Origin of the sequence: Tepidimonas sp. (assembly GCF_046292505.1) — a bacterium.
Taxonomy (GTDB): Bacteria; Pseudomonadota; Gammaproteobacteria; order Burkholderiales; family Burkholderiaceae_C; genus Tepidimonas.
The window spans coordinates 55,990-74,714 of record NZ_JBKBQX010000002.1 but is presented as its reverse complement, the minus strand read 5'-3'; the positions used below and the strand labels follow the sequence as shown (position 1 = coordinate 74,714).

Annotated in this window: 14 protein-coding genes and 1 pseudogene; 6 read left to right on the top strand and 9 right to left on the bottom strand. The window is 70.6% G+C overall.

Annotated features, from left to right (window positions below):
• Positions 1-6: 6 nt before the first annotated feature.
• Genes ACK4TH_RS01850 through dnaA form a run of 7 tightly spaced genes read right to left on the bottom strand, consistent with a single transcriptional unit; the run spans position 7 to position 10,386 of the window.
• Positions 7-1,170, bottom strand: a complete 1,164-nt coding sequence (locus ACK4TH_RS01850) for a lipocalin-like domain-containing protein (RefSeq protein ID WP_409621829.1) — start codon at positions 1,168-1,170, stop codon at positions 7-9.
• Complete coding sequence (locus ACK4TH_RS01845; RefSeq protein ID WP_409621826.1) at positions 1,170-3,761, bottom strand: FtsX-like permease family protein; 2,592 nt, start codon at positions 3,759-3,761, stop codon at positions 1,170-1,172. The genes ACK4TH_RS01850 and ACK4TH_RS01845 overlap by 1 nt, the downstream gene beginning before the upstream one ends.
• Positions 3,737-4,417, bottom strand: a complete 681-nt coding sequence (locus ACK4TH_RS01840; RefSeq protein WP_409621823.1) for an ABC transporter ATP-binding protein — start codon at positions 4,415-4,417, stop codon at positions 3,737-3,739. The genes ACK4TH_RS01845 and ACK4TH_RS01840 overlap by 25 nt, the downstream gene beginning before the upstream one ends.
• 6 nt (positions 4,418-4,423) lie before the next feature.
• Complete coding sequence (locus tag ACK4TH_RS01835) at positions 4,424-5,185, bottom strand: cation transporter (RefSeq protein ID WP_409621820.1); 762 nt, start codon at positions 5,183-5,185, stop codon at positions 4,424-4,426.
• 31 nt (positions 5,186-5,216) lie between these two features.
• Complete coding sequence (gene gyrB, locus ACK4TH_RS01830; protein ID WP_409621817.1) at positions 5,217-7,796, bottom strand: DNA topoisomerase (ATP-hydrolyzing) subunit B; 2,580 nt, start codon at positions 7,794-7,796, stop codon at positions 5,217-5,219.
• An 8-nt stretch (positions 7,797-7,804) separates the two neighbouring features.
• On the bottom strand, positions 7,805-8,911 hold the full coding sequence (dnaN, locus tag ACK4TH_RS01825; protein WP_409621814.1) for a DNA polymerase III subunit beta: 1,107 nt from the start codon (positions 8,909-8,911) through the stop codon (positions 7,805-7,807).
• A 5-nt stretch (positions 8,912-8,916) separates the two neighbouring features.
• On the bottom strand, positions 8,917-10,386 hold the full coding sequence (gene dnaA / locus ACK4TH_RS01820; protein ID WP_409621811.1) for a chromosomal replication initiator protein DnaA: 1,470 nt from the start codon (positions 10,384-10,386) through the stop codon (positions 8,917-8,919).
• 251 nt (positions 10,387-10,637) lie between these two features.
• On the opposite strand from dnaA, the gene rpmH reads away from it, so the two are divergent.
• The 6 genes from rpmH to ACK4TH_RS01790 all read left to right on the top strand — a co-directional run bounded on the left by rpmH (position 10,638) and on the right by ACK4TH_RS01790 (position 15,910).
• Entirely contained in the window at positions 10,638-10,772 is a 135-nt protein-coding gene (gene rpmH / locus ACK4TH_RS01815) for a 50S ribosomal protein L34 (RefSeq protein WP_006299042.1), read from the top strand.
• Between the two features lie 7 nt (positions 10,773-10,779).
• Positions 10,780-11,256, top strand: coding sequence for a ribonuclease P protein component (locus ACK4TH_RS01810; RefSeq protein ID WP_409621805.1), 477 nt, complete (start codon positions 10,780-10,782; stop codon positions 11,254-11,256).
• A gap of 74 nt (positions 11,257-11,330) precedes the next feature.
• Positions 11,331-11,591, top strand: a complete 261-nt coding sequence (gene yidD, locus ACK4TH_RS01805) for a membrane protein insertion efficiency factor YidD (RefSeq protein ID WP_409622108.1) — start codon at positions 11,331-11,333, stop codon at positions 11,589-11,591.
• A complete protein-coding gene (gene yidC, locus ACK4TH_RS01800) occupies positions 11,588-13,279 on the top strand; it encodes a membrane protein insertase YidC (protein ID WP_409621802.1) in 1,692 nt (563 codons plus the stop codon). Before yidD ends, yidC begins: the two co-directional genes overlap by 4 nt.
• Positions 13,280-13,283: 4 nt before the next feature.
• Positions 13,284-14,708: a tRNA uridine-5-carboxymethylaminomethyl(34) synthesis GTPase MnmE gene (gene mnmE / locus ACK4TH_RS01795; protein WP_409621800.1), complete on the top strand. Its 1,425-nt coding sequence runs from the start codon at positions 13,284-13,286 to the stop codon at positions 14,706-14,708.
• Positions 14,705-15,910: a pyridoxal phosphate-dependent aminotransferase gene (locus ACK4TH_RS01790; protein ID WP_409621797.1), complete on the top strand. Its 1,206-nt coding sequence runs from the start codon at positions 14,705-14,707 to the stop codon at positions 15,908-15,910. Before mnmE ends, ACK4TH_RS01790 begins: the two co-directional genes overlap by 4 nt.
• 367 nt (positions 15,911-16,277) lie before the next feature.
• Here the strand turns inward: ACK4TH_RS01790 and ACK4TH_RS01785 are convergent.
• Both ACK4TH_RS01785 and recX read right to left on the bottom strand, forming a co-directional pair.
• Positions 16,278-17,960, bottom strand: a pseudogene (locus ACK4TH_RS01785) (methyl-accepting chemotaxis protein); the annotation flags it as partial.
• Positions 17,961-18,202: 242 nt separating this feature from the next.
• Entirely contained in the window at positions 18,203-18,718 is a 516-nt protein-coding gene (gene recX / locus ACK4TH_RS01780; protein ID WP_409621794.1) for a recombination regulator RecX, read from the bottom strand.
• Between the last annotated feature and the right edge of the window lie 7 nt (positions 18,719-18,725).

The following is an 18,725-nucleotide window of genomic DNA, read 5'->3' as shown; positions in this document are numbered from 1 at the left end:
TTGTGCTCACAGCCGCAGGGCGCCCCCGTAGCCGGTCAGCTCCAGATACCCGCGTCCCGCGCGGCGACCGTCCAGGGTGCGCAGCTCGCTCAAGCCCTCCCAGTAGAGGGCGCCGGTGCTGGCCCGGCTGTCCAGCTCCTGGTCGTCCGCCAAGGCATGCACCTCGAACACCCCTACGGGGGTGTGCACGCGCCATTGCACCGGGTAGCGCACGGCGGTGCGCGGGCTGGTCCAGTGGCGCAACGGCTCGAAGGTCACCTCCCCCGGGGCGAACGCCCGGGTCGCCAGCGGCGGCTGGGCGGCAGGCCCCGTCCGCACGGAGCCGCCCGCCCACAGCGCACGGCCGTCCTCGCGGCGCAGCCGGAACGCGGTCAGGCTGCCGCCATCGTCCAGGTTCATGCCCATCCAGTCCCACCCCACGGCGTCCGGGTGCAGCAGCGCCTCGCTCCATTCGTGGTCCAGCCAGCCCCGCCCGGTCACCTCGGCGGTGCGGCCGGCCAGCAGTAGCCGGCCGGTCATGCGCAACTGCGGTTGGCTGTAATAGAAGCTCGCCTGATGGGGCTCCGGCCCCTTGCGGGACCACCCGGCCTCGCCCTGCAGCAACAGGGGCTGGGTCGGCGTGGCCTGCAGGTCGAGCGTCCAATCCCCCGCGGCCACCCGGGCCTGGTAGCTGCCGTCCGGGCCGCGCTGCAGCACGGCGTCACGGATGCGCACGTCGGTATCCCCCGTGCGCGCGACGGCGGTCACCGGTTCCGCCCCGGGCGGGGGATCGCGACCATCCCAGCGGGCCGTCATTTGGTGGTGGTGCAGGCGCCCGGCCGCGACATCGGTCACCGCGGCGTGGGCGAACAGCAACTGCCGCGCCGCGAGACGGCTGCGCAGCGCCTGCGTCGACGCCACCCGCGAGCGGAAGAACGTCACCTGAAACCCCCACAGTGCCCCCTGCGGGGCCTGCAGCCAGCCCGTCAGGTACCACCATTCGGTTTGGGTGTCTGGGTGGCTGCCGTGGTCGCGCGGGAACACCAAAGGCCGGCGCCCCAACTCCCCAGGCGCGGCCTGCGCCCACCGCGGCCAGGCCCCCACTGACACGCCAGCCCACACGCCTGCCCACGCTCCCGCCGCCAGTCCCTGCAGCAGGCGTCGGCGCGGCGACGGGGTGCACGCGTCCATCACGCCTCCTCCCGCACGGCCAGCACGGCATCGCGGCGCACCGCCAGCCGTCCGCTGGCCCAGGCGGTGACGGTGCCCGCCGCGACGACGGCCAGGGCCAGCACGGCCAGGCGACCGGCGGGTACGGCCAGCTCCATGGTCCAGTGAAAACTCTGCGGATTGACCACGTGCACCAGCACCGCGCTCACCGCCAGGCCCAGCGCCAATCCGGCGGCGGCGCCCAGCACGGTCCACAGCGCCCCTTCTGCCGCCACCAGGCCCAGCACCTGCGCCCGCGACAGCCCCAGGTGGCGCAGCAGCCCAAACTCGCGCCGCCGCACCAGCACCTGGGCGCTGAAGCTGGCCGACACCCCCATCAGCCCCATGCCGATCGCGATGGCCTGCAACCAGTACGTCACCGCAAAGCTGCGATCGAAGATGTTCAGCGATAGCTGCCGGATCGCCTGCGCGCTCGACACCTGGACCTGCCCGGCCGCCAGCGCCTCGATCTGGCGCTGCAGCGGCTCGGCCGCCGTGCCGGGGGCCAGGAACACCGCCAGATCGTTGATCGCGGTGTCGCCGGTCAGGCGGGCAAAGTCCGCCGCGTCCAGCACCACACTGCCCTGCTGGCGCGCGTAGTCGCGCCACACCCCCACGACCACGAAGCGCGTGCCCGCCGGCCCCAGACCGGGCAGGGCGATGGGCTGGCCCACCCGCGCCCCATACAGGTCCACCACCGCCTCGCTGACCCACACGCCGACCGCGTCCGCCGCCGGCGGGAGGGGCTGCGTGGGCCCCACCAACGGCAGCGGCAACGTGGCCGGGAGGCCCCCTTGTGCATCCCGCAAGGGGCGCGCCAGCAGTATGACCGGCGGCCGCTGGGGGTCGAGGATCAGGGTCCGCTGGCGCTGGCCCTCCACCCGGACCACACCGGGCAGGCGACGCACCGCATCGACGAAGGCCGGATCCAGCGTCGCCGCGTCGCGCCCGCCCGCCAGCGCCCGCACATACAGATCGGCGGGCAGCACCGCGTCCAGCCACGCCATCATCGACTGGCGAAAGCTACCCACCATCACCGTCAGCGCCACGGACAGCGCCAGGCTGGCCACCACCCCGCTGGTGGCCACGGCGGCGCTGCCGGGGTAGCGCCGGGCCCGTTCCAGCGCCAGCAGCGCCAAGGCCTGCCGGGCCGCCCGGGGGGCCAGCCACGACAGCGCACGGGCCACGGCCACCGGCAGGGCCAGAATGCCCCCCACCAACAGCGCGGCAATCCCCATGTAGGCGCCCAGGGGCAGCCCCGCCACCGGGGGCAGCAGGCACAGCGCCGCCCCCAGCGCCATCAGCGCCGGCCCTACCCAGGCGCGTGCGCCGCTGGGCGCGTGGCCAGGCTGCATCGGCACCCCTTTGAGCGCCTGTGCCGGTGCCAGTCCGCGCACGGCCAAGGCAGGCCACCAGCCGCCCAGCATCGCCGCCAGCACGCCCAGGGCGCCATACCCCAGCACGGCCAGCCACGACCCCTGCAGGGCGGGTGTCACCCCGGCAAAGTAGCCACCCCCCAGGTCACCCCCCAGCCACTGCAGCGCCGCCCAGGCCAGGGCCGCCCCCAGCGCCAGCCCCAGGGCACTGCCCATGGCGCCCAACAGCGCAGACTCCGCCCACACCAGGCGCTGGCGCTGCCGGGCGTCCAGCCCCAGCACCCCCAGCAGCGCAAAGGCCGGCAGCCGCTGCGTCACGCTCAGGCTCAACACCGAAAACACCAGAAACGCCCCGGTGAACAGCGCCACCAGCGCCAGCACGGTCAGGTTGACCCGGTAGGCCCGCGACACCTGGCTCAGCCGGGCGCCATCGTCCCCGGGGCGCTCCCACACCACGCCCTGCGCCGCTGCGGCGGGGGCAGCGGCCTGCAGGTCGCGCCACACGGCCTCGGCATCGGCGCCCGGCACCAGCCGGATGTCCAGCCGCGACACCTGGTCGCCCCAGCCCAACCTGTCCTGCAGCGCGGCCACGTCCGCCACCAGCAAGGGGCCGCCCGACAGCGCCACCTGCCCCGCCATGCGCCAGCGGTGCCCCTGCAGTCCGACCTGCAGCTCCACAGCCTCGGTCGCGGTGCCCAGCGCCGCCTGCGCCGCGGGATTGCCAAACACCGCATCGGGGGCCAGCACATCCAGCCGATCCCCGCCCTCGCGCACCCGCAGCCCGGCGTCGGGCTGCAGGGCTGGCCAGGCCAAGGCGTCCACCCCCAGCAACCGCACCGGCACGCGGCGGCCGTCGGGCGTCACCCCCACGCCCTGCGCTTCGATCACCGGCATGGCGGCCCGTACCTGGGGGTGGGCCAGGACACGGTCCAGCCAGCGCGCATCCAGCCGGTCCAAGGGGCCTCGCAGGCGGGCATCCGGCTCGCCGTTCACCCCCCGCACCGCGGCCGAAAACTCCGCCAGCGCCGACGCGTTGATCAGGTGCACCGCCAGCGCCAGCCCCACCCCCAGCATGATGGCCAGCACCGCCACCGCATGGCGCCACGGGTGCAGGCGCCACTGCGGCCACGAGAACGCGCGCCACAAGTCCCACCCGCGCGGGCGGGGCGCGATCACAGCGGCCGCATGCCCTCGCACGTCAGCTCCAGGCGGCGGTCGGCCCGTTCCGCCGCGGCGTGGGAATGCGTCACCAGCACCAGCGCGGCGCCGTGCGCGCGGGTCTGCGCCTGCAGCAACGCCAGCACCTGCGCCGCGGTGCGCGGGTCCAGGTTGCCGGTCGGCTCATCGGCCAGGATCACGCGCGGCCGGTGCGCGAGCGCCCGCGCAATCGCCACCCGTTGCAGTTGTCCGCCGGACAGGGTTTGCGGCAGGCGCTCGCCCAGGCCTCCCAGGCCCACCGCGTCCAGCACCTGCGCCACCCGCTCGGCATCGGGCCGGCCCAGCAGCACCAGCGGCAAGCCCACGTTCTGCGCCACCGTCAGGTGCGGCAGGATGTGAAAGGCCTGAAAAACGAAGCCCAGCTGGGTGCGCCGCCACGCAGCGGCCTGCGGCTCGGACAGCGCCGCCCAGTCCTGCCCCAGCACGCACACCCGGCCGCCATCGACCGCATCCAACCCGGCCAGACAGTTGAGCAGCGTGGACTTGCCCACGCCCGATTCGCCCAAAATGGCCACGAACTCCCCGGGCGAGACGGCCAGATCGACACCGGCAAACACCGCCGCGTCGCCATAGCGTTTGACCAAACCCGTGGCCAGCACGCACGGTGGCGGGGCGAGGTCACGGGCGGGCGGCATGGGCGTTCAGCGCAGCGCCAGTATCCGCCGCGCCCCGTCGAGCACGACCAGCCCGATCACACTCCCAACGACCAGGTCGGGCACCGCAGAGCCGGTCCACGCCACCAGCCCCCCCGCCACGATCACCCCCAGGTTGGCCAGCACATCGTTGGCGGAGAAGATGGCGCTCGCCTTCATATGGGCACCGAGCCCTCGATACCGCGCGACCAACCACAGACAGGCCACATTGGCCACCAGGGCAACCGCCCCAACGCCCATCATCAAGGCCGATACCGGCTCGCTGCCCTGTATCCAGCGCCGCCCCACCTCGGCCAGCGCCAGCAGGGCCAGCATCAGCTGCAACCACCCTGCCAGGTGCGCGGCCTGCAGCTTGCGGGCGGCGGAGCGGCCCACGGCCAACAAGGCCACGCCGTAGACGGCCGCATCGGCAAACATATCCATCGCATCGGCCAACACGCCCGCGGACTGGGCCACAATGCCCACCCCGACCTCCAACAAAAACATGACCCCGTTGATGGCCAGCAGGGTCCACAGCACACGCGCCTCGGTCTCGTCGGTGGATGCTGGCTGTATGCCCGACTGCGGGACGGGCTCGGTATGCACCAGGTGCGCGCCCAGGTTCAAGCGCTCCAGCCGGGCAAAGACCGCCTCGGCTGGCCCCGGGTGCTGCACCGTCAGGCGGCGCTGTCCCAAATCAAAGGTCAGCGCCACATCCGGTATGTCGCGCAGCGCCATGCGAATGAGATTCTCCTCGGACGGGCAGTCCATCCGTGGGATGGAAAAAACACTGCTGTGCCAGTCAGACATCGATGTTGGACGCCCGCAAGGCGTTGGTTTCGATGAAGGCTCGGCGCGGCTCGACCTCATCACCCATCAACATGGTAAACACCTTGTCGGCCTCGATGGCGTCCTCGATGCGCACCTGCAGCAGCCGGCGCACCTCGGGGTTCATGGTGGTTTCCCAGAGCTGCTCGGGGTTCATCTCGCCCAGGCCCTTGTAGCGCTGGCGGCTGGTGGTGCGCTCGGCCTCGGCCAGCAACCAGCGCATCGCCGAGCGGAAATCGGCCACCGGCGCTTCCTTGGCGCGTTCGCCCTCGCCCCGCACGACCTTGGCGCCCTCGCCCAGCAAGCCCTGGAAGGTGCGGGCCGCATCGGCCAGCACGGCGTAGTCGGCCCCGTGCACGAAATCCTGCGTGATGACGCTGGAGCGCACGTTGCCGTGGTGGCGTCGGCTGATGCGCAGCAGCGGCTTGTCCGCGCGTGCGTCAAACTCGGCGCTCACCTCGGCTGGCACCCCGGTGGCACTGCCCTCGCGCAGCGCGGCCTGCAGGGCGGCGGCGCTGCGGGCCGCGGCCTCCATGTCGTCCAGGTCGAGCGCGACGCCGTCGGCCACGGCGCGCAGCGCCTCGGCGTCCATGAAGGCCGACAGCCGGGCGATCACCGCCTCGGCCGCCTGGTGCTGGCGCGCCAGTTCGGCCAGCGTCTCGCCGGTCAGCACCGTGCCCCGGGCGCCGCCGGTGTGCAGGCTGGCCTCTTTGAGCGCGACGCGCAACAAAAAGGCGTCCAGCGCGGCATCGTCCTTCAGGTACAGCTCTTCCTTGCCGGCCTTGACCTTGTACAGCGGCGGCTGCGCGATGTAGATATGGCCGCGCTCCACCAGCTCCGGCATCTGGCGGTAGAAAAAGGTCAGCAGCAGGGTGCGGATGTGCGCGCCGTCCACGTCCGCGTCGGTCATGATGATGATGCGGTGGTAGCGCAGCTTGGCGATGTCGAAGTCGTCCGCGCCGCTCTTGCCGCGCCCGGCGTCGTCTTCGCTGGCGCGGCCGATGCCCGTGCCCAGCGCCGTGATCAGGGTCAGGATCTCGTTGCTGGACAGCAGCTTTTCGTAGCGTGCCTTCTCGACGTTGAGGATCTTGCCGCGCAGCGGCAGGATGGCCTGGAACTTGCGGTCGCGGCCCTGCTTGGCGCTGCCGCCGGCCGAGTCCCCCTCGACGATGTAGATCTCCGACAGCGCCGGGTCCTTCTCCTGGCAGTCGGCCAGCTTGCCAGGCAACCCCAGCCCGTCGAGCACGCCCTTGCGGCGTGTCATCTCGCGCGCCTTGCGCGCCGCCTCGCGCGCCCGCGCGGCCTCGACGATCTTGCCGCAGATGATCTTGGCATCGTTGGGCCGCTCTTCCAGGTAGTCGGTGAGCGCCTTGGCGACGATGTCCTCCACCGGCGCGCGCACCTCGGAGCTGACCAGCTTGTCCTTGGTCTGGCTGGAAAACTTCGGCTCCGGCACCTTGACCGACAGCACGCAGCACAGCCCCTCGCGCATGTCATCGCCGCTGACCTCGACCCTGGCCTTCTTGGCCAGCTCGTTTTGCTCGATGTACTTGCCGATCACGCGCGTCATCGCCGCGCGCAGGCCGGTCAGGTGCGTGCCGCCGTCGCGCTGCGGGATGTTGTTGGTGAAGCAGAGGACGTTTTCGTTGTAGCCGTCGTTCCACTGCATGGCCACCTCGACGCCGATCTCGGTGCCGGGGATGCCGCCATAGCTGTCGGCTGGCCGCGCGCCCGTGGCGTGGAACACCGTGGGGTGCAGCACCTTTTTGCCGGCGTTGATGAACTCGACGAAGCCCTTGACCCCGCCGGCGCCGGAAAAGTCGTCGCTCTTGCCGGTGCGCTCGTCGATCAGGCGGATGCGCACGCCGTTGTTCAGAAAGCTCAGCTCGCGCAGCCGCTTGGACAGGATCTCGTAGTGAAAGTCGTGGTTCTCGCGAAAGATCTCGGTATCGGGCAAAAAGTGCACCTCGGTGCCGCGCTTGTCGGTGGCACCCAGCACCCGCATCGGCGAGACCTCCACCACCTGGCCGTCGGGGCCCGCCGCGCGCTCGATCTGGCGGTTTTGCACCACGCCGCGGGCAAACTCCAGCAGGTGCACCTTGCCGTCGCGGCGCACCGTCAGGCGCAGCCAGCGCGACAGCGCGTTGACACAGCTCACCCCCACCCCGTGCAGACCGCCGGAAACCTTGTAGCTGTTCTGGTTGAACTTGCCGCCGGCGTGCAGCTCGGTCAGCGCGATTTCGGCGGCGCTGCGCTTGGGCTCGTGCTTGTCGTCCCACTTGATGCCGGTGGGGATGCCGCGCCCGTTGTCCACCACGCTGATCGAATTGTCGGTGTGGATGGTGACGACAATGTCGTCGCAGTGGCCGGCCAGCGCCTCGTCGATGGAGTTGTCCACCACCTCGAACACCAGGTGGTGCAGGCCGGTGCCGTCGGAGGTGTCGCCGATATACATGCCCGGGCGCTTGCGCACCGCCTCCAGGCCTTCGAGGATCTGGATGGCGTCGGCGCCGTAGCCCGTGCCGGGCGCTTGAGGGGTCTGGGATTCGCTCATGGAGACTTTCAGATGCGCATCGGCATGACGACGTACTTGAAGCGATCGTCGTCGGGAATCGTGACCAGGGCCGAGGAGTTGCCGTCCTGCAGCTCGATGCGCACCAGGTCCTGCCCCATGTTGGCCAGCGCCTCGATCAGGTAGCTGACGTTGAAGCCGATGTCGATGACGTCGCCGCTGTATTCGATGTCCAGCTCGTCGACCGCCTCTTCCTGATCGGCGTTGTTGGCCGCCACCTGCAGCAGCCCGGGCTCCAGATGCAGGCGCACGCCCTTGAACTTGTCGCTGGTCATGATGGCGGCGCGCTGCAGGCTGGCCAACAGCGGCGCGCGCCCCAGCACGATCACATTTCGGTGCGCGCGCGGGATCACGCGGTTGTAGTCGGGGAACTTACCCTCCACCAGCTTGGTGACGAACTCCATGCCACCAAAGCTGAACTTGGCCTGGTTGGCGGCAAAGCGCATCTCGATCGCGCCGTCCTGGTCCGACAGCAGGCGCTGCAGCTCCAGCACCGTCTTGCGCGGCAGGATCACCTCCTGCTTGGGCACGTCCACATCCAGCGCGGCGCTGGCCAGCGCCAGCCGGTGGCCGTCGGTGGCCACGAGGGTGAGCTGGCGCCCCTCGGCGACGAACAGAATGCCGTTGAGATAGTAGCGAATGTCCTGCACCGCCATGGCGAACGACACCTGCCCCAGCAGCGCCTTGAGCACCTTTTGCGGCACCGAGAACGCGGGCCCGTAGGTGGGCGACTCCTGCACCAGCGGAAAGTCCTCGGCCGGCAGCGTCTGCAGGGTGAAGCGGCTTTTGCCCGCCTTGAGCAGCAGCCGCCCCCCGGCGGACTCCAGCGTCACCTTCTGGTCCGCGGGCAACGTGCGCAGAATGTCGATCAGCTTGCGCGCGCCGACCGTGGTGGCGAACTGGCCATCGTCGCCGCCCAGATCGGCCGTGGTGCGAATCTGGATTTCCAGGTCGGAGGTGGTGAGCTGGGTCGCGCCCCCCGCGCGGTGAATCAGCACGTTGGCCAGCACCGGCAGGGTGTGGCGGCGCTCGACGATGCCGGCCACCGACTGGAGGGCAGCCAGCAGCCGGTCCTGGGTCGCTTGCAAGACGATCATGCGTGTCAGCCTTTCAGGGTCTGCTCCAACACGTGGAGTTGCTGGTTGAGTTCGGGCTGGTTCTGCCGCTCGGCGGCGATCTTGCGCACCGCGTGCAGCACCGTCGTGTGGTCGCGCCCGCCAAAGAGCTCGCCGATCTCCGGCAGGCTCTTTTGCGTCAGCTCCTTGGCCAGGTACATGGCAATCTGGCGCGGCCGCGCGATGTTGGCCGGCCGCTTCTTGGAGTACATGTCGGCGACCTTGATCTTGTAGAAGTCGGCCACCGTCTTTTGGATGTTTTCGACGCTGATCTGGCGGTTCTGGATGCTGAGCAGGTCCTTGAGCGCCTCGCGCGCCAGCGCGATCGACACCTCTTTCTGGTTGAAGCGCGAGTACGCCAGAATCTTGCGCAAGGCCCCTTCCAACTCGCGCACGTTGGAGCGCACGTTCTTGGCGACGAAGAAGGCCACGTCCTCGGGCATCGTGGCGCCCTCGGCCTGCGCCTTGCTGATCAGGATGGCCACGCGCATCTCCAGCTCCGGCGGCTCGATGGCCACCGTCAGCCCGGAGTCGAAGCGCGACACCAGCCGCTCGTGGATGTCCGTCAACCCCTTGGGGTAGGTGTCGCTGGTCATCACGATGTGGCTTTTTTTGGCCAGCAGCGCCTCGAAGGCGTTGAAGAATTCCTCCTGCGTGCGGTCCTTGTTGGCGAAGAACTGCACATCGTCGATCAGCAGCAGGTCCAGGCTGTGGTAGCGCTGCTTGAAGGCGTCGAAGGTCTTGCGCTGGTACGACTTGACGACGTCGGAGACGAACTGCTCGGCGTGGATGTAGAGCACCTTGGCGTCGGGGCGGTCGGCCAGCAACTGGTTGCCGATGGCATGCACCAGGTGCGTCTTGCCCAGGCCGACGCCCCCATAGATGAACAGCGGGTTGTACAACTGCCCGGGGCTTGCCGCCACGTGCATGGCCGCCGCGCGCGCCATGCGGTTGGCCGAGCCCTCCACCAGCGTGGCGAACGTCAGCGCCGGGTTGAGCCGGTGCTTGTGATCGGGCAGCGGCGGCTCGGCCGCAGCCGGCGCTTCGGGCAACTCGGCAAACACCGGATCGGTGCGCGCGGGGGCCGCGGCGACGCGCGGCACTCCCCCGCCGGCCACCCCGGCGGCGGGAGAACGCAGCGTGCTGGGGGCCTCGCGCGGGGCAAGCACCAGCTCCACGGCGACCGGCTGGCCGGCGATGGCCTGCAACGCTGCGCCGATCTTGCCGGCATATTGAGCGCGCACCCAATCCATCTTGAATCGGTTGGCCACCGCCAGCGTCACGCGCGAGCCGTCGTCGGCCACGCGCGCGACCAGCGGCCGGATCCAGGTGTTGACCTGCTGGACCGGCAGCTCTTGGCTCAACCGCTCGACGCACGCCGACCACAGATCGGATGCGGCCGGCGCGGCCCGCTGGGCAGCGGCGTTCGCATCGGACAGGGAACGCGGGGAACTCATGGGTGGGGGATTCGGTCGATGGCAGGCATGGGATCGTCGCGGCCCGGACCGTCCCGCCCGGGACCGGAATCCGGCATGTGGACAGCCACCCCGCCAAAGTCGCCCATTGTAGCCGCCGCGGACCACTTATCCACATGCGGGTTGGCCCCGCTTGACAGCCTGCACCGATCCTCCGCCTCGCGCGGCCGTTGGCACGGCGGGCGGTTTTTGCCATAATTTAGGGTTTACTCGATCGAACCGGGCAGACACACATGAAACGCACCTATCAACCCTCCAAGATCCGTCGCGCGCGCACCCATGGTTTTCTGGTCCGTATGAAGACCCGTGGCGGTCGCGCCGTGATCAACGCGCGCCGCGCCAAGGGCCGCAAGCGTCTGGCCGTCTGACGCTTCGGTGCCCGAGTCGTCCCTGCCGGCGCCGCCGCGGGGCGCAGCGGCACGGCACCTTCGCCAGCGTGCGCAGTTCCAGGCCGTGCTCTCCAGTCCTGCCCTGGTGCACACCGCGCATTTCGCGCTGCATGGCATTCCCACCGCGTCGCTGGCCGGCCCGCGCGGGGTTCCGTTGTTCCCCGGCGGCGGCACGTGGCTGGGGGTGGTCGTACCCAAGCGCTGGGCGCGGCGCGCGGTCACGCGCAACACGCTCAAGCGCCAAATCTATGCCGTCGAGCGCGAACAACCGCTGCCGGCAGGCGCCTGGGTGGTGCGACTGAAGCGGGCCTTTCCGACCACGGAGTTTCCCAGCGCGACCTCCGCGGCACTGCGGCGCGCGGCGCGGCTGGAGCTGCTGCAACTGCTGGGGCCCCGCCTGCGACAGCGCTTGGCCGCTGGCGTCGACGGGCACCGGCCCGACGCCCCGCCCGACGCGCCATGAGCCGTACCCCCGCCCCCCGCCCCCTTGCACCCGCCGAACGCCGGCTGGGCCGGTTGAGGCATGCGTTCGCCCACCTGCCGCAACGGGTGCTGATCGGTGTGGTGCGGGGTTACCGGCTGTTGCTCAGCCCCTGGCTGGGGTCCAGTTGCCGTTTCACCCCCTCCTGCTCGGCCTATGCGCTCGAAGCGCTCCAGCGCCACGGCGCCGGTGCCGGCAGCTACCTCACCCTGCGCCGGCTGGTCCGCTGTCATCCGTGGTGTGACGGCGGGCACGACCCGGTCCCCGCCGAGCGTCCCCGGCTGTTCCCCCTCCAACAACACACCCCTCCGTCATGAGCGACATTCGCCGATCCATCCTGTGGGTGATCTTTGGTTTCTCGATGATCCTGCTGTGGGATCGTTGGCAAATCCACAACGGGCAGCCCGCCACCTTCTTCCCGTCGAGCAGCCCGCCCAAGACGGCGGCGCCGGCGCCGGCCGCGTCCGGCACCGGGGTACCGACACCGACGGCCGCCTCCGCCTCTGCGGCATCCGGCGTGCCGGCCCCGGTCGCGCGCCAGCGCCACACGGTGCGCACCGATGTGTTCGAGCTGACGTTTGACAGCGAAGGCGGGGCGCTCGTGGGGGCGCGGCTGCTCAAGCATGCGGCCGAGACGGGCAAGGCACTGCAAAAGACCTTCACGCCGCTGGAGCTGTTGACGACCGAAGGGGGACGCACCTACGTCGCCCAGACCGGGCTGATCGGGTCAGGCGGCCTGCCGACGCACAAAACCCCCATGCGGCTGGTCGAGCCGGCCGGCACCGGGCCCATCGCCCTGGCGGACGGGCAGGATCGGCTGGTGCTGCGCTTCGAGTCCGAGCCGCAGGGCGGCGTGGTGCTGAGCAAGACCTACACCCTGCGCCGCCACAGCTACCTGATCGACGTGCAACACGAGGTGCGCAACGTCGGCGACGCCCCGGTTCAGGCGCGGGTGTACCAGCAGCTCGTGCGCGATGGGCTGAAGGCCGGCAGCGAAACGCCCTTCTACTCCACCTTCACCGGCCCTGCGGTCTACAGCGAAGCGGCCAAGTACCAAAAGGTCGAGTTCGCCAACATCGACAAGGGCAAGATCGACATCCAGCGCCAGGCGTCAGACGGCTACGTGGCCATGGTGCAGCACTACTTCACCAGCGCCTGGCTGATGCCCGCGGGCGTGGAGCGCGAGAATTTCGTGCGCAAGGTGGACAACCTGTACGCGGTCGGCCAGATCGGGCCGGATGCGACCGTCGCACCGGGGGCGACCCAGACGATGGCGTCGCAGCTCTACGTCGGGCCGCAGGAAGAAAAAGTCCTGGAAGCCATCGCGCCCGGCCTGGAGCTGGTCAAGGACTACGGCTGGCTGACCATCCTGGCCAAGCCGCTGTACTGGCTGCTGGAGAAGATCCACGGGCTGGTCGGCAACTGGGGCTGGGCCATTGTCGCGCTGGTGGTGCTGATCAAGGCGGCGTTCTACTGGCTCAACGCCAGCGCCTACCGCAGCATGGCCAAGATGAAGGCGATCAACCCGCGCATCATGGAGATGCGCGAGCGCCTGAAGAACAATCCCCAGCTCATGCAGCAGGAGATGATGAAGCTGTATCGCGAGGAGAAAGTCAACCCGCTGGGCGGCTGCTTCCCGATCCTGATCCAGATCCCCGTCTTCATCGCGCTGTACTGGGTGCTGCTGGCCAGCGTGGAGATGCGCAACGCCCCCTGGATCGGCTGGATCGTCGATCTGTCCTCGCCGGACCCGTACTACGTGCTGCCCATCATCATGGCCCTGAGCACCCTGGTGCAGACGGCACTCAACCCGCTGCCGCCCGATCCGCTGCAGGCCAAGCTGATGTGGATGATGCCCCTCATCTTCAGCGTGATGTTCTTCTTCTTCCCGGCCGGCCTGGTGCTGTACTGGATCGTCAACAACGTGCTGACGATCGCCCAGCAGGCCTACATCAACCACGCGATGGGCGTGCCGCTGAAGTTCAACCTGCCCAAGTTCAAATAAGGGGATGCTGCCCCGGCACCAGGACCCGATTGCCGCCATCGCCACCGCGCCCGGGCGCGGCGCGGTGGGGATCGTGCGGCTGTCGGGGCGCGGGCTGGCCCCGCTGATGCCGGCGCTGCTCGGCCGCGACCTGCGGCCCCGCCATGCGCACTACGGGCCGTTTCTGGCCGCGGACGGCACCGCCCTCGACCACGGGCTGGCGCTGTGGTTTCCGGCCCCGCACTCTTACACGGGCGAGGATGTGCTGGAACTGCAGGCCCATGGTGGGCCGGTGCTGCTGCAGTTGCTGCTGGCGCGCTGCCTGGAGGCCGCTGCCGAGACCGACCCCGCCACCGGCCGGCCCCGTCTGGCGGACCTGCGGCTGGCGCAGCCGGGCGAGTTCACCGAGCGCGCCTTTCTCAACGGCAAGCTGGACTTGGCGCAGGCCGAGGCAGTGGCCGACTTGATCGACGCCAGCACCGAAGCGGCCGCCCGCAGCGCCAGCCGTTCGCTCTCCGGTGCGTTCTCCCAGGCGGTGGAGGCGCTGCGCGACGATCTGGTCCACCTGCGCATGCTGGTGGAGGCGACGCTGGACTTCCCCGAGGAAGACATCGACTTTCTGCAGCAGGCGGACGCAGCCGGCCAACTGCGGCGACTGCAGGCGCGCCTGGACGAGGTGCTGGCGCGCACCCGACAGGGTGCGCTGCTGCGCGAGGGCATGCATGTCGTCATCGCCGGCCAGCCCAATGCGGGCAAAAGCTCGCTGCTCAACGCGCTGGCCGGGGCGGAACTGGCCATCGTCACGCCCATTGCCGGCACCACGCGCGACGTGGTGCAGCAAGCCATCCAGGTCGAGGGCGTGCCGCTGCACATCATCGACACCGCTGGCCTGCGCGACGGCGCCGGGGTGGACGAGGTGGAGCGCATCGGTATCGAGCGGGCGTGGCAGCGCATCGAGGCCGCAGATGCCGTGCTCTTCGTGCATGACCTGACGCGCGCCACGGACCCGGCCTACCGGCAGGCCGACGCCTCCATCCGCGAGCGCCTCTCGAGCCGGCTGACGGCGCGGGTGCCCGTGATCGACGTCTGGAACAAGGCCGACGCCGCCGAGGCGGCCGCCATACCCACGGGCGCCGACGCCCTCCCGCTGTCGGCGCGCACCGGCGCGGGGCTGCCAGCCCTGCGCGAGCGGCTGCTGCACGCCGTGGGCTGGAGCGGGCACACGCCCGAAGGCCTGTTCAGCGCCCGCCAGCGCCATGTGGATGCGCTGCACCGGGTGCGCGGCCACCTGCAAGCCGCGCAGGCGCAGCTCGACAGCCCCGCGCCGGCGCTGGAACTGCTGGCCGAGGAGCTGCGCCTGGCCCACGAGGCGCTGGGCACGATCACTGGTGCCTTCGGGGCCGATGATCTGCTCGGTGTGATCTTTTCGCGGTTTTGTATCGGCAAATGACCCCCCCTTTCCCCGTCCCATCCGCCAGCGCGCGCGCCCAGGCGATTGCGCCGTTTCTCGTCATGCAGGTGGCCCAGGAGGCGGCGGCGCTGGCCGCGGCGCTGCCCCCCGGGGCGCCGCGCATGCTGTACCTGAACATTGGCGAGCCGGACTTTGCCGCCCCCGCGGCGGTGCAGGCGGCGGCGCAGGCCGCCATCCGCGCCGGGCGCACGCAGTACACGGCCGCGCTGGGGCTGGATGCGCTGCGCGAGCGGCTGTCGGCCTGGTACGCGCAGCGCTTTGGTGTCGCGGTGCCAGCGCGGCGCATCGCCATCACGGCTGGGGCGTCCGCCGGTTTGCAACTGGCAGCGCTGGCGCTGTTCGACGCCGGGGACGAGGTGCTGCTGCCCGACCCGTGCTACCCGTGCAACCGGCAGATCCTGGCCAGCGTGGGGGTGACACCGACCGCCCTGGCCACAGGGCCGGCCACGCGCTACCAGCCGACGCCCGCGCAACTGGACGCGGCCTGGGGGGCCCGCACGCGCGGCGTGATGCTGGCCTCGCCCGCCAACCCGACCGGCACGTCGATCGACCCCGCAGCGCTGCGCGGCGTGCTGGACACCGTTCGCCAGCGCGGCGGCGCGCTGGTCATCGACGAGATCTACCTGGGCCTGTCGTTCGACACGCGCTTCGGCCAGACCGCGCTGGCGCTGGGCGAGGACGTGATCAGCGTCAACAGCTTCTCCAAGTACTTTGGCATGACGGGCTGGCGGCTGGGCTGGCTGGTGCTGCCCGAGCCGCTGGTGCCTGTGGTGGAACGGCTGGCGCAGAACCACTACATTTGCGCCAACACCGTGGCGCAACGCGCGGCGCTGGCGTGCTTCGAGCCCGACACGATCGCGGAATACGAGCGCCGGCGGGCCGAGTATGCCGCGCGGCGCGACGCCTTCGTGCCCGCGCTGCGCGCGCTCGGCTTCGACGTGCCGGTGGAGCCGGACGGCGCCTTCTACGTCTGGGCCGACGCCCGCCCGCTGTTCGCGCGCGCCGGCGTCACCGACAGCCAGGGCTTCGTGCGCGCCATGATGGAGCACACCCAGGTGGTGGCCACCCCCAGCCTGGACTTCGGCGCCGCAGACGGGGGGCGTTTCGTGCGCTTTTCCACCGCCACGGCCCGCGCCGATTTGGACGAGGCCATCGAGCGGCTGCGGCGCTGGCTGGGTTGATCAGAAGGTCTCCCACTCGCCGTCGTCGGCACCGGCGGCGGCAGGCTTGGCGGAAGGGGGGGGCCGACCGGGATGCCGGCGCAGCCGGCTTGGGCCCGGAAGCCGCCGCGGACGAAGCGGCCGGCAGAGCCTTCGGCGCGGCAGCCGGTGCGCGCTGCTGGATCTGCGCCGACTTGGCCTGCCCCTGAACCATGGCCTTGAGCTTTTGCAGCGTGTCCACCACCGTGCGTCCGGCGCGGATGAAGGCTGACTCGCCCTGCAGGAGGCGGTTGGCCTCTTCCATCTTGCCGGCGTTGACCAGCTCGGCGATGTGGCCGGCCTCCAGGTGGAATTTCTTGTGCTGCTCCACCAGCGCCGAGAACAGCGGCTGGTTGCCCCACTGCCGCCCGCCGGCGCCGTAGATCCACTTGCCGACCACGCAGCAATCGTCGCGGCGGATCGTGGCGACGTCGAGCTTCTCGTTTTTCAGGATCGCGTTGCGCAGCTTGATGCGCCACTGCTGGTACGCTTTGATCGCGGCGTCGAAGTCGAGGTGATCCGGGTCGGTGGCGTGCGCTTGCACCGCCTTGCGCAGCGCCACCGCATCCTCCTTGACCAGCAGCTTGTCCTTGGGCGTCAGGCGGAACACCCGGATCGTGCCGTGCACCACCCCCACCTGCTCGTCCAGCGACACCGCGGCGGCGGCGAGCTCTTCCACCATCGCGGCATTTTGCTGCGTGATCGAGTCCAGGCTGGCGATCGCCTCGGCGATCTGCGCCACGCCCTGGGTCTGCTCGTTGGCCGAGTGCTGCACGTCCTCGAACATGCGCGCCACGCGCTGCACCGCCTCCATCATGGCCGCTATGCGCTCGTTGGCCTCGGCGGTGCGCGCGTCCCCGGCCAGCACCCGATCGCGCGATTCGGTGATCAGCTGGCGGATCTGCTTGGCGGCCTCGCCAGTGCGCTGCGCCAGCGCCCGCACTTCGCCGGCCACCACCGCGAAGCCGCGGCCCGCTTCGCCCGCGCGTGCCGCCTCCACGGCGGCATTGAGCGCCAGGATGTTGGTCTGAAACGCCACGCCCTCGATGACCTGGATGATGTCGGTGATGCGCTGCGAGGACTCGGTGATCTCGCGCATCGTGCCTGAGAGCGCCCCCACCGCCTCGCCGCCAGAGCGCGCCAGCTCCAGCGTCTGGCGCGCCAGCGCGACGCCCTGGTCGGCCAGGCGCGCGGTCTCCTGCGTGGTGCCGTTGATCTCCTCCATCGAGGCGGCCGTCTGCTCGAGGCTCGCCGCGGCGTTTTCGGTGCGGTGCGACAGGTCCTGGTTGCCGGCGGCGATCTCTTGCGTGCCGCCGCGCAGGTTGGCCACCTCGTGGCGGATGTCGCGCACCACCGTGCGCACGCCCACCTCCACCTGCTGCAGCGACAGCTGGATGCGGCGCAGTTCATGCCGGGTGTCGATGACGATCGGCTCGACCAGGTCGCCCGAGGCCAGATGCTCGGCCTGGCGCACGATACGGCGCAAGGGGCGCAGAAACAGACGGTCAACCATGAGGCCGACGATGAGCACCACCGCCACGGCCGCCGCCACGTCGAGCCAAACCGGCAGCGCCAACGCATCCCGCACGAGGGGCAGCATTCCCGCCACACCCGCGGCGATCATCATTTGTCCGCGCAGACCCGGGCGCAGCTTGCGCCCGAGCGCGAACAGCCAGCCGCTGCGCACCACCTCACCGCCCTGCAGCCGCGTGCGCAGCCGGCCGCGCTCGGCTTCGGCGCGCATGCGCGCGTACAGCGCCTCGGCGGCGGCGATCTCCTCCGGCGTGGGCTTGGTGCGCACGGACAGGAAGCCGACGATCTGGTCGCCTTCGCGCACCGGCGTGGCATTGGCGCGCACCCAGTAGTGGTCGCCGTTCTTGCGCCGGTTCTTGACGATGCCGGACCAGGGGCGTCCTTGCTCCAGAATCGTGTGCCACATGTCTCGGAAGGCCTCTTCCGGCATGTCCGGGTGGCGCACGATGTTGTGCGGCTGGCCCAGCAACTCCTCGCGCGTGTAGCCGCTGACCGCCACGAAGTTGTTGTTGGCGTAGGTGATGCGGCCCTTGACGTCGGTGACCGAGATCAGCGTCTAGTCGGCCGGAAAGTCGTAGGCCTTTTGCGTGACGGGCAGGTTGACGCGCATGGGGGCGTTCCTCGGACGGTAGGGGCAGTTCGGCATCGCGCCAGCCCGGCCGTTCGCAAGCTGGCGACTCCTCTCGGGCTGATCTTACACTCGGCTAGTGAAGAGCACAGGATACCGCGGCAGCGTCGGCCTCAACCCGCGGCATCGTCGGGTTCAGTCGGGTACTGCGCCCGCCCATGGCGGTCGGTGCAAGCGTCGTCCGCCGCCACGCGCGGCACGATGCGCCGCGCCAGCTCCGGCGCGAAGCCGCGCGCCAGCAGGAAGCGCAGCTGGCGCGCGCGATCGGCGGCGTCGCGCGGCGCGGCGCCGAAGCGGCGCGCCCAGGTGGCCTGCGCGCGCTCGGCCTCGGTGGCGGCGAGGCGCGCATCGGCCTCCTCCAGCAACACCGGGTCAGTCAGGCCGCGCGCGCGCAGCTCGGCCTGCAGGCGGGCGCGCCCGCGCCCCGCCGCGCGGCGGTGCAGGTGCGCCTCCAGCGCGCGCGATTCGTCCAGCCAGCCGCGCCGCGCGCACTCGTCCAGCACCGCCTCCAGCTCGGCTTCGTCGGCGGCGTGCGGCGCCAGCCGCTGCGCCAGCTCGTGGCGCGTGTAGTCGCGCCGTGCCAGCAGGCGCAGCGCGCGCGCCTTCAGCGTCGGGGCGGCAGGCGGCATGGCAGCC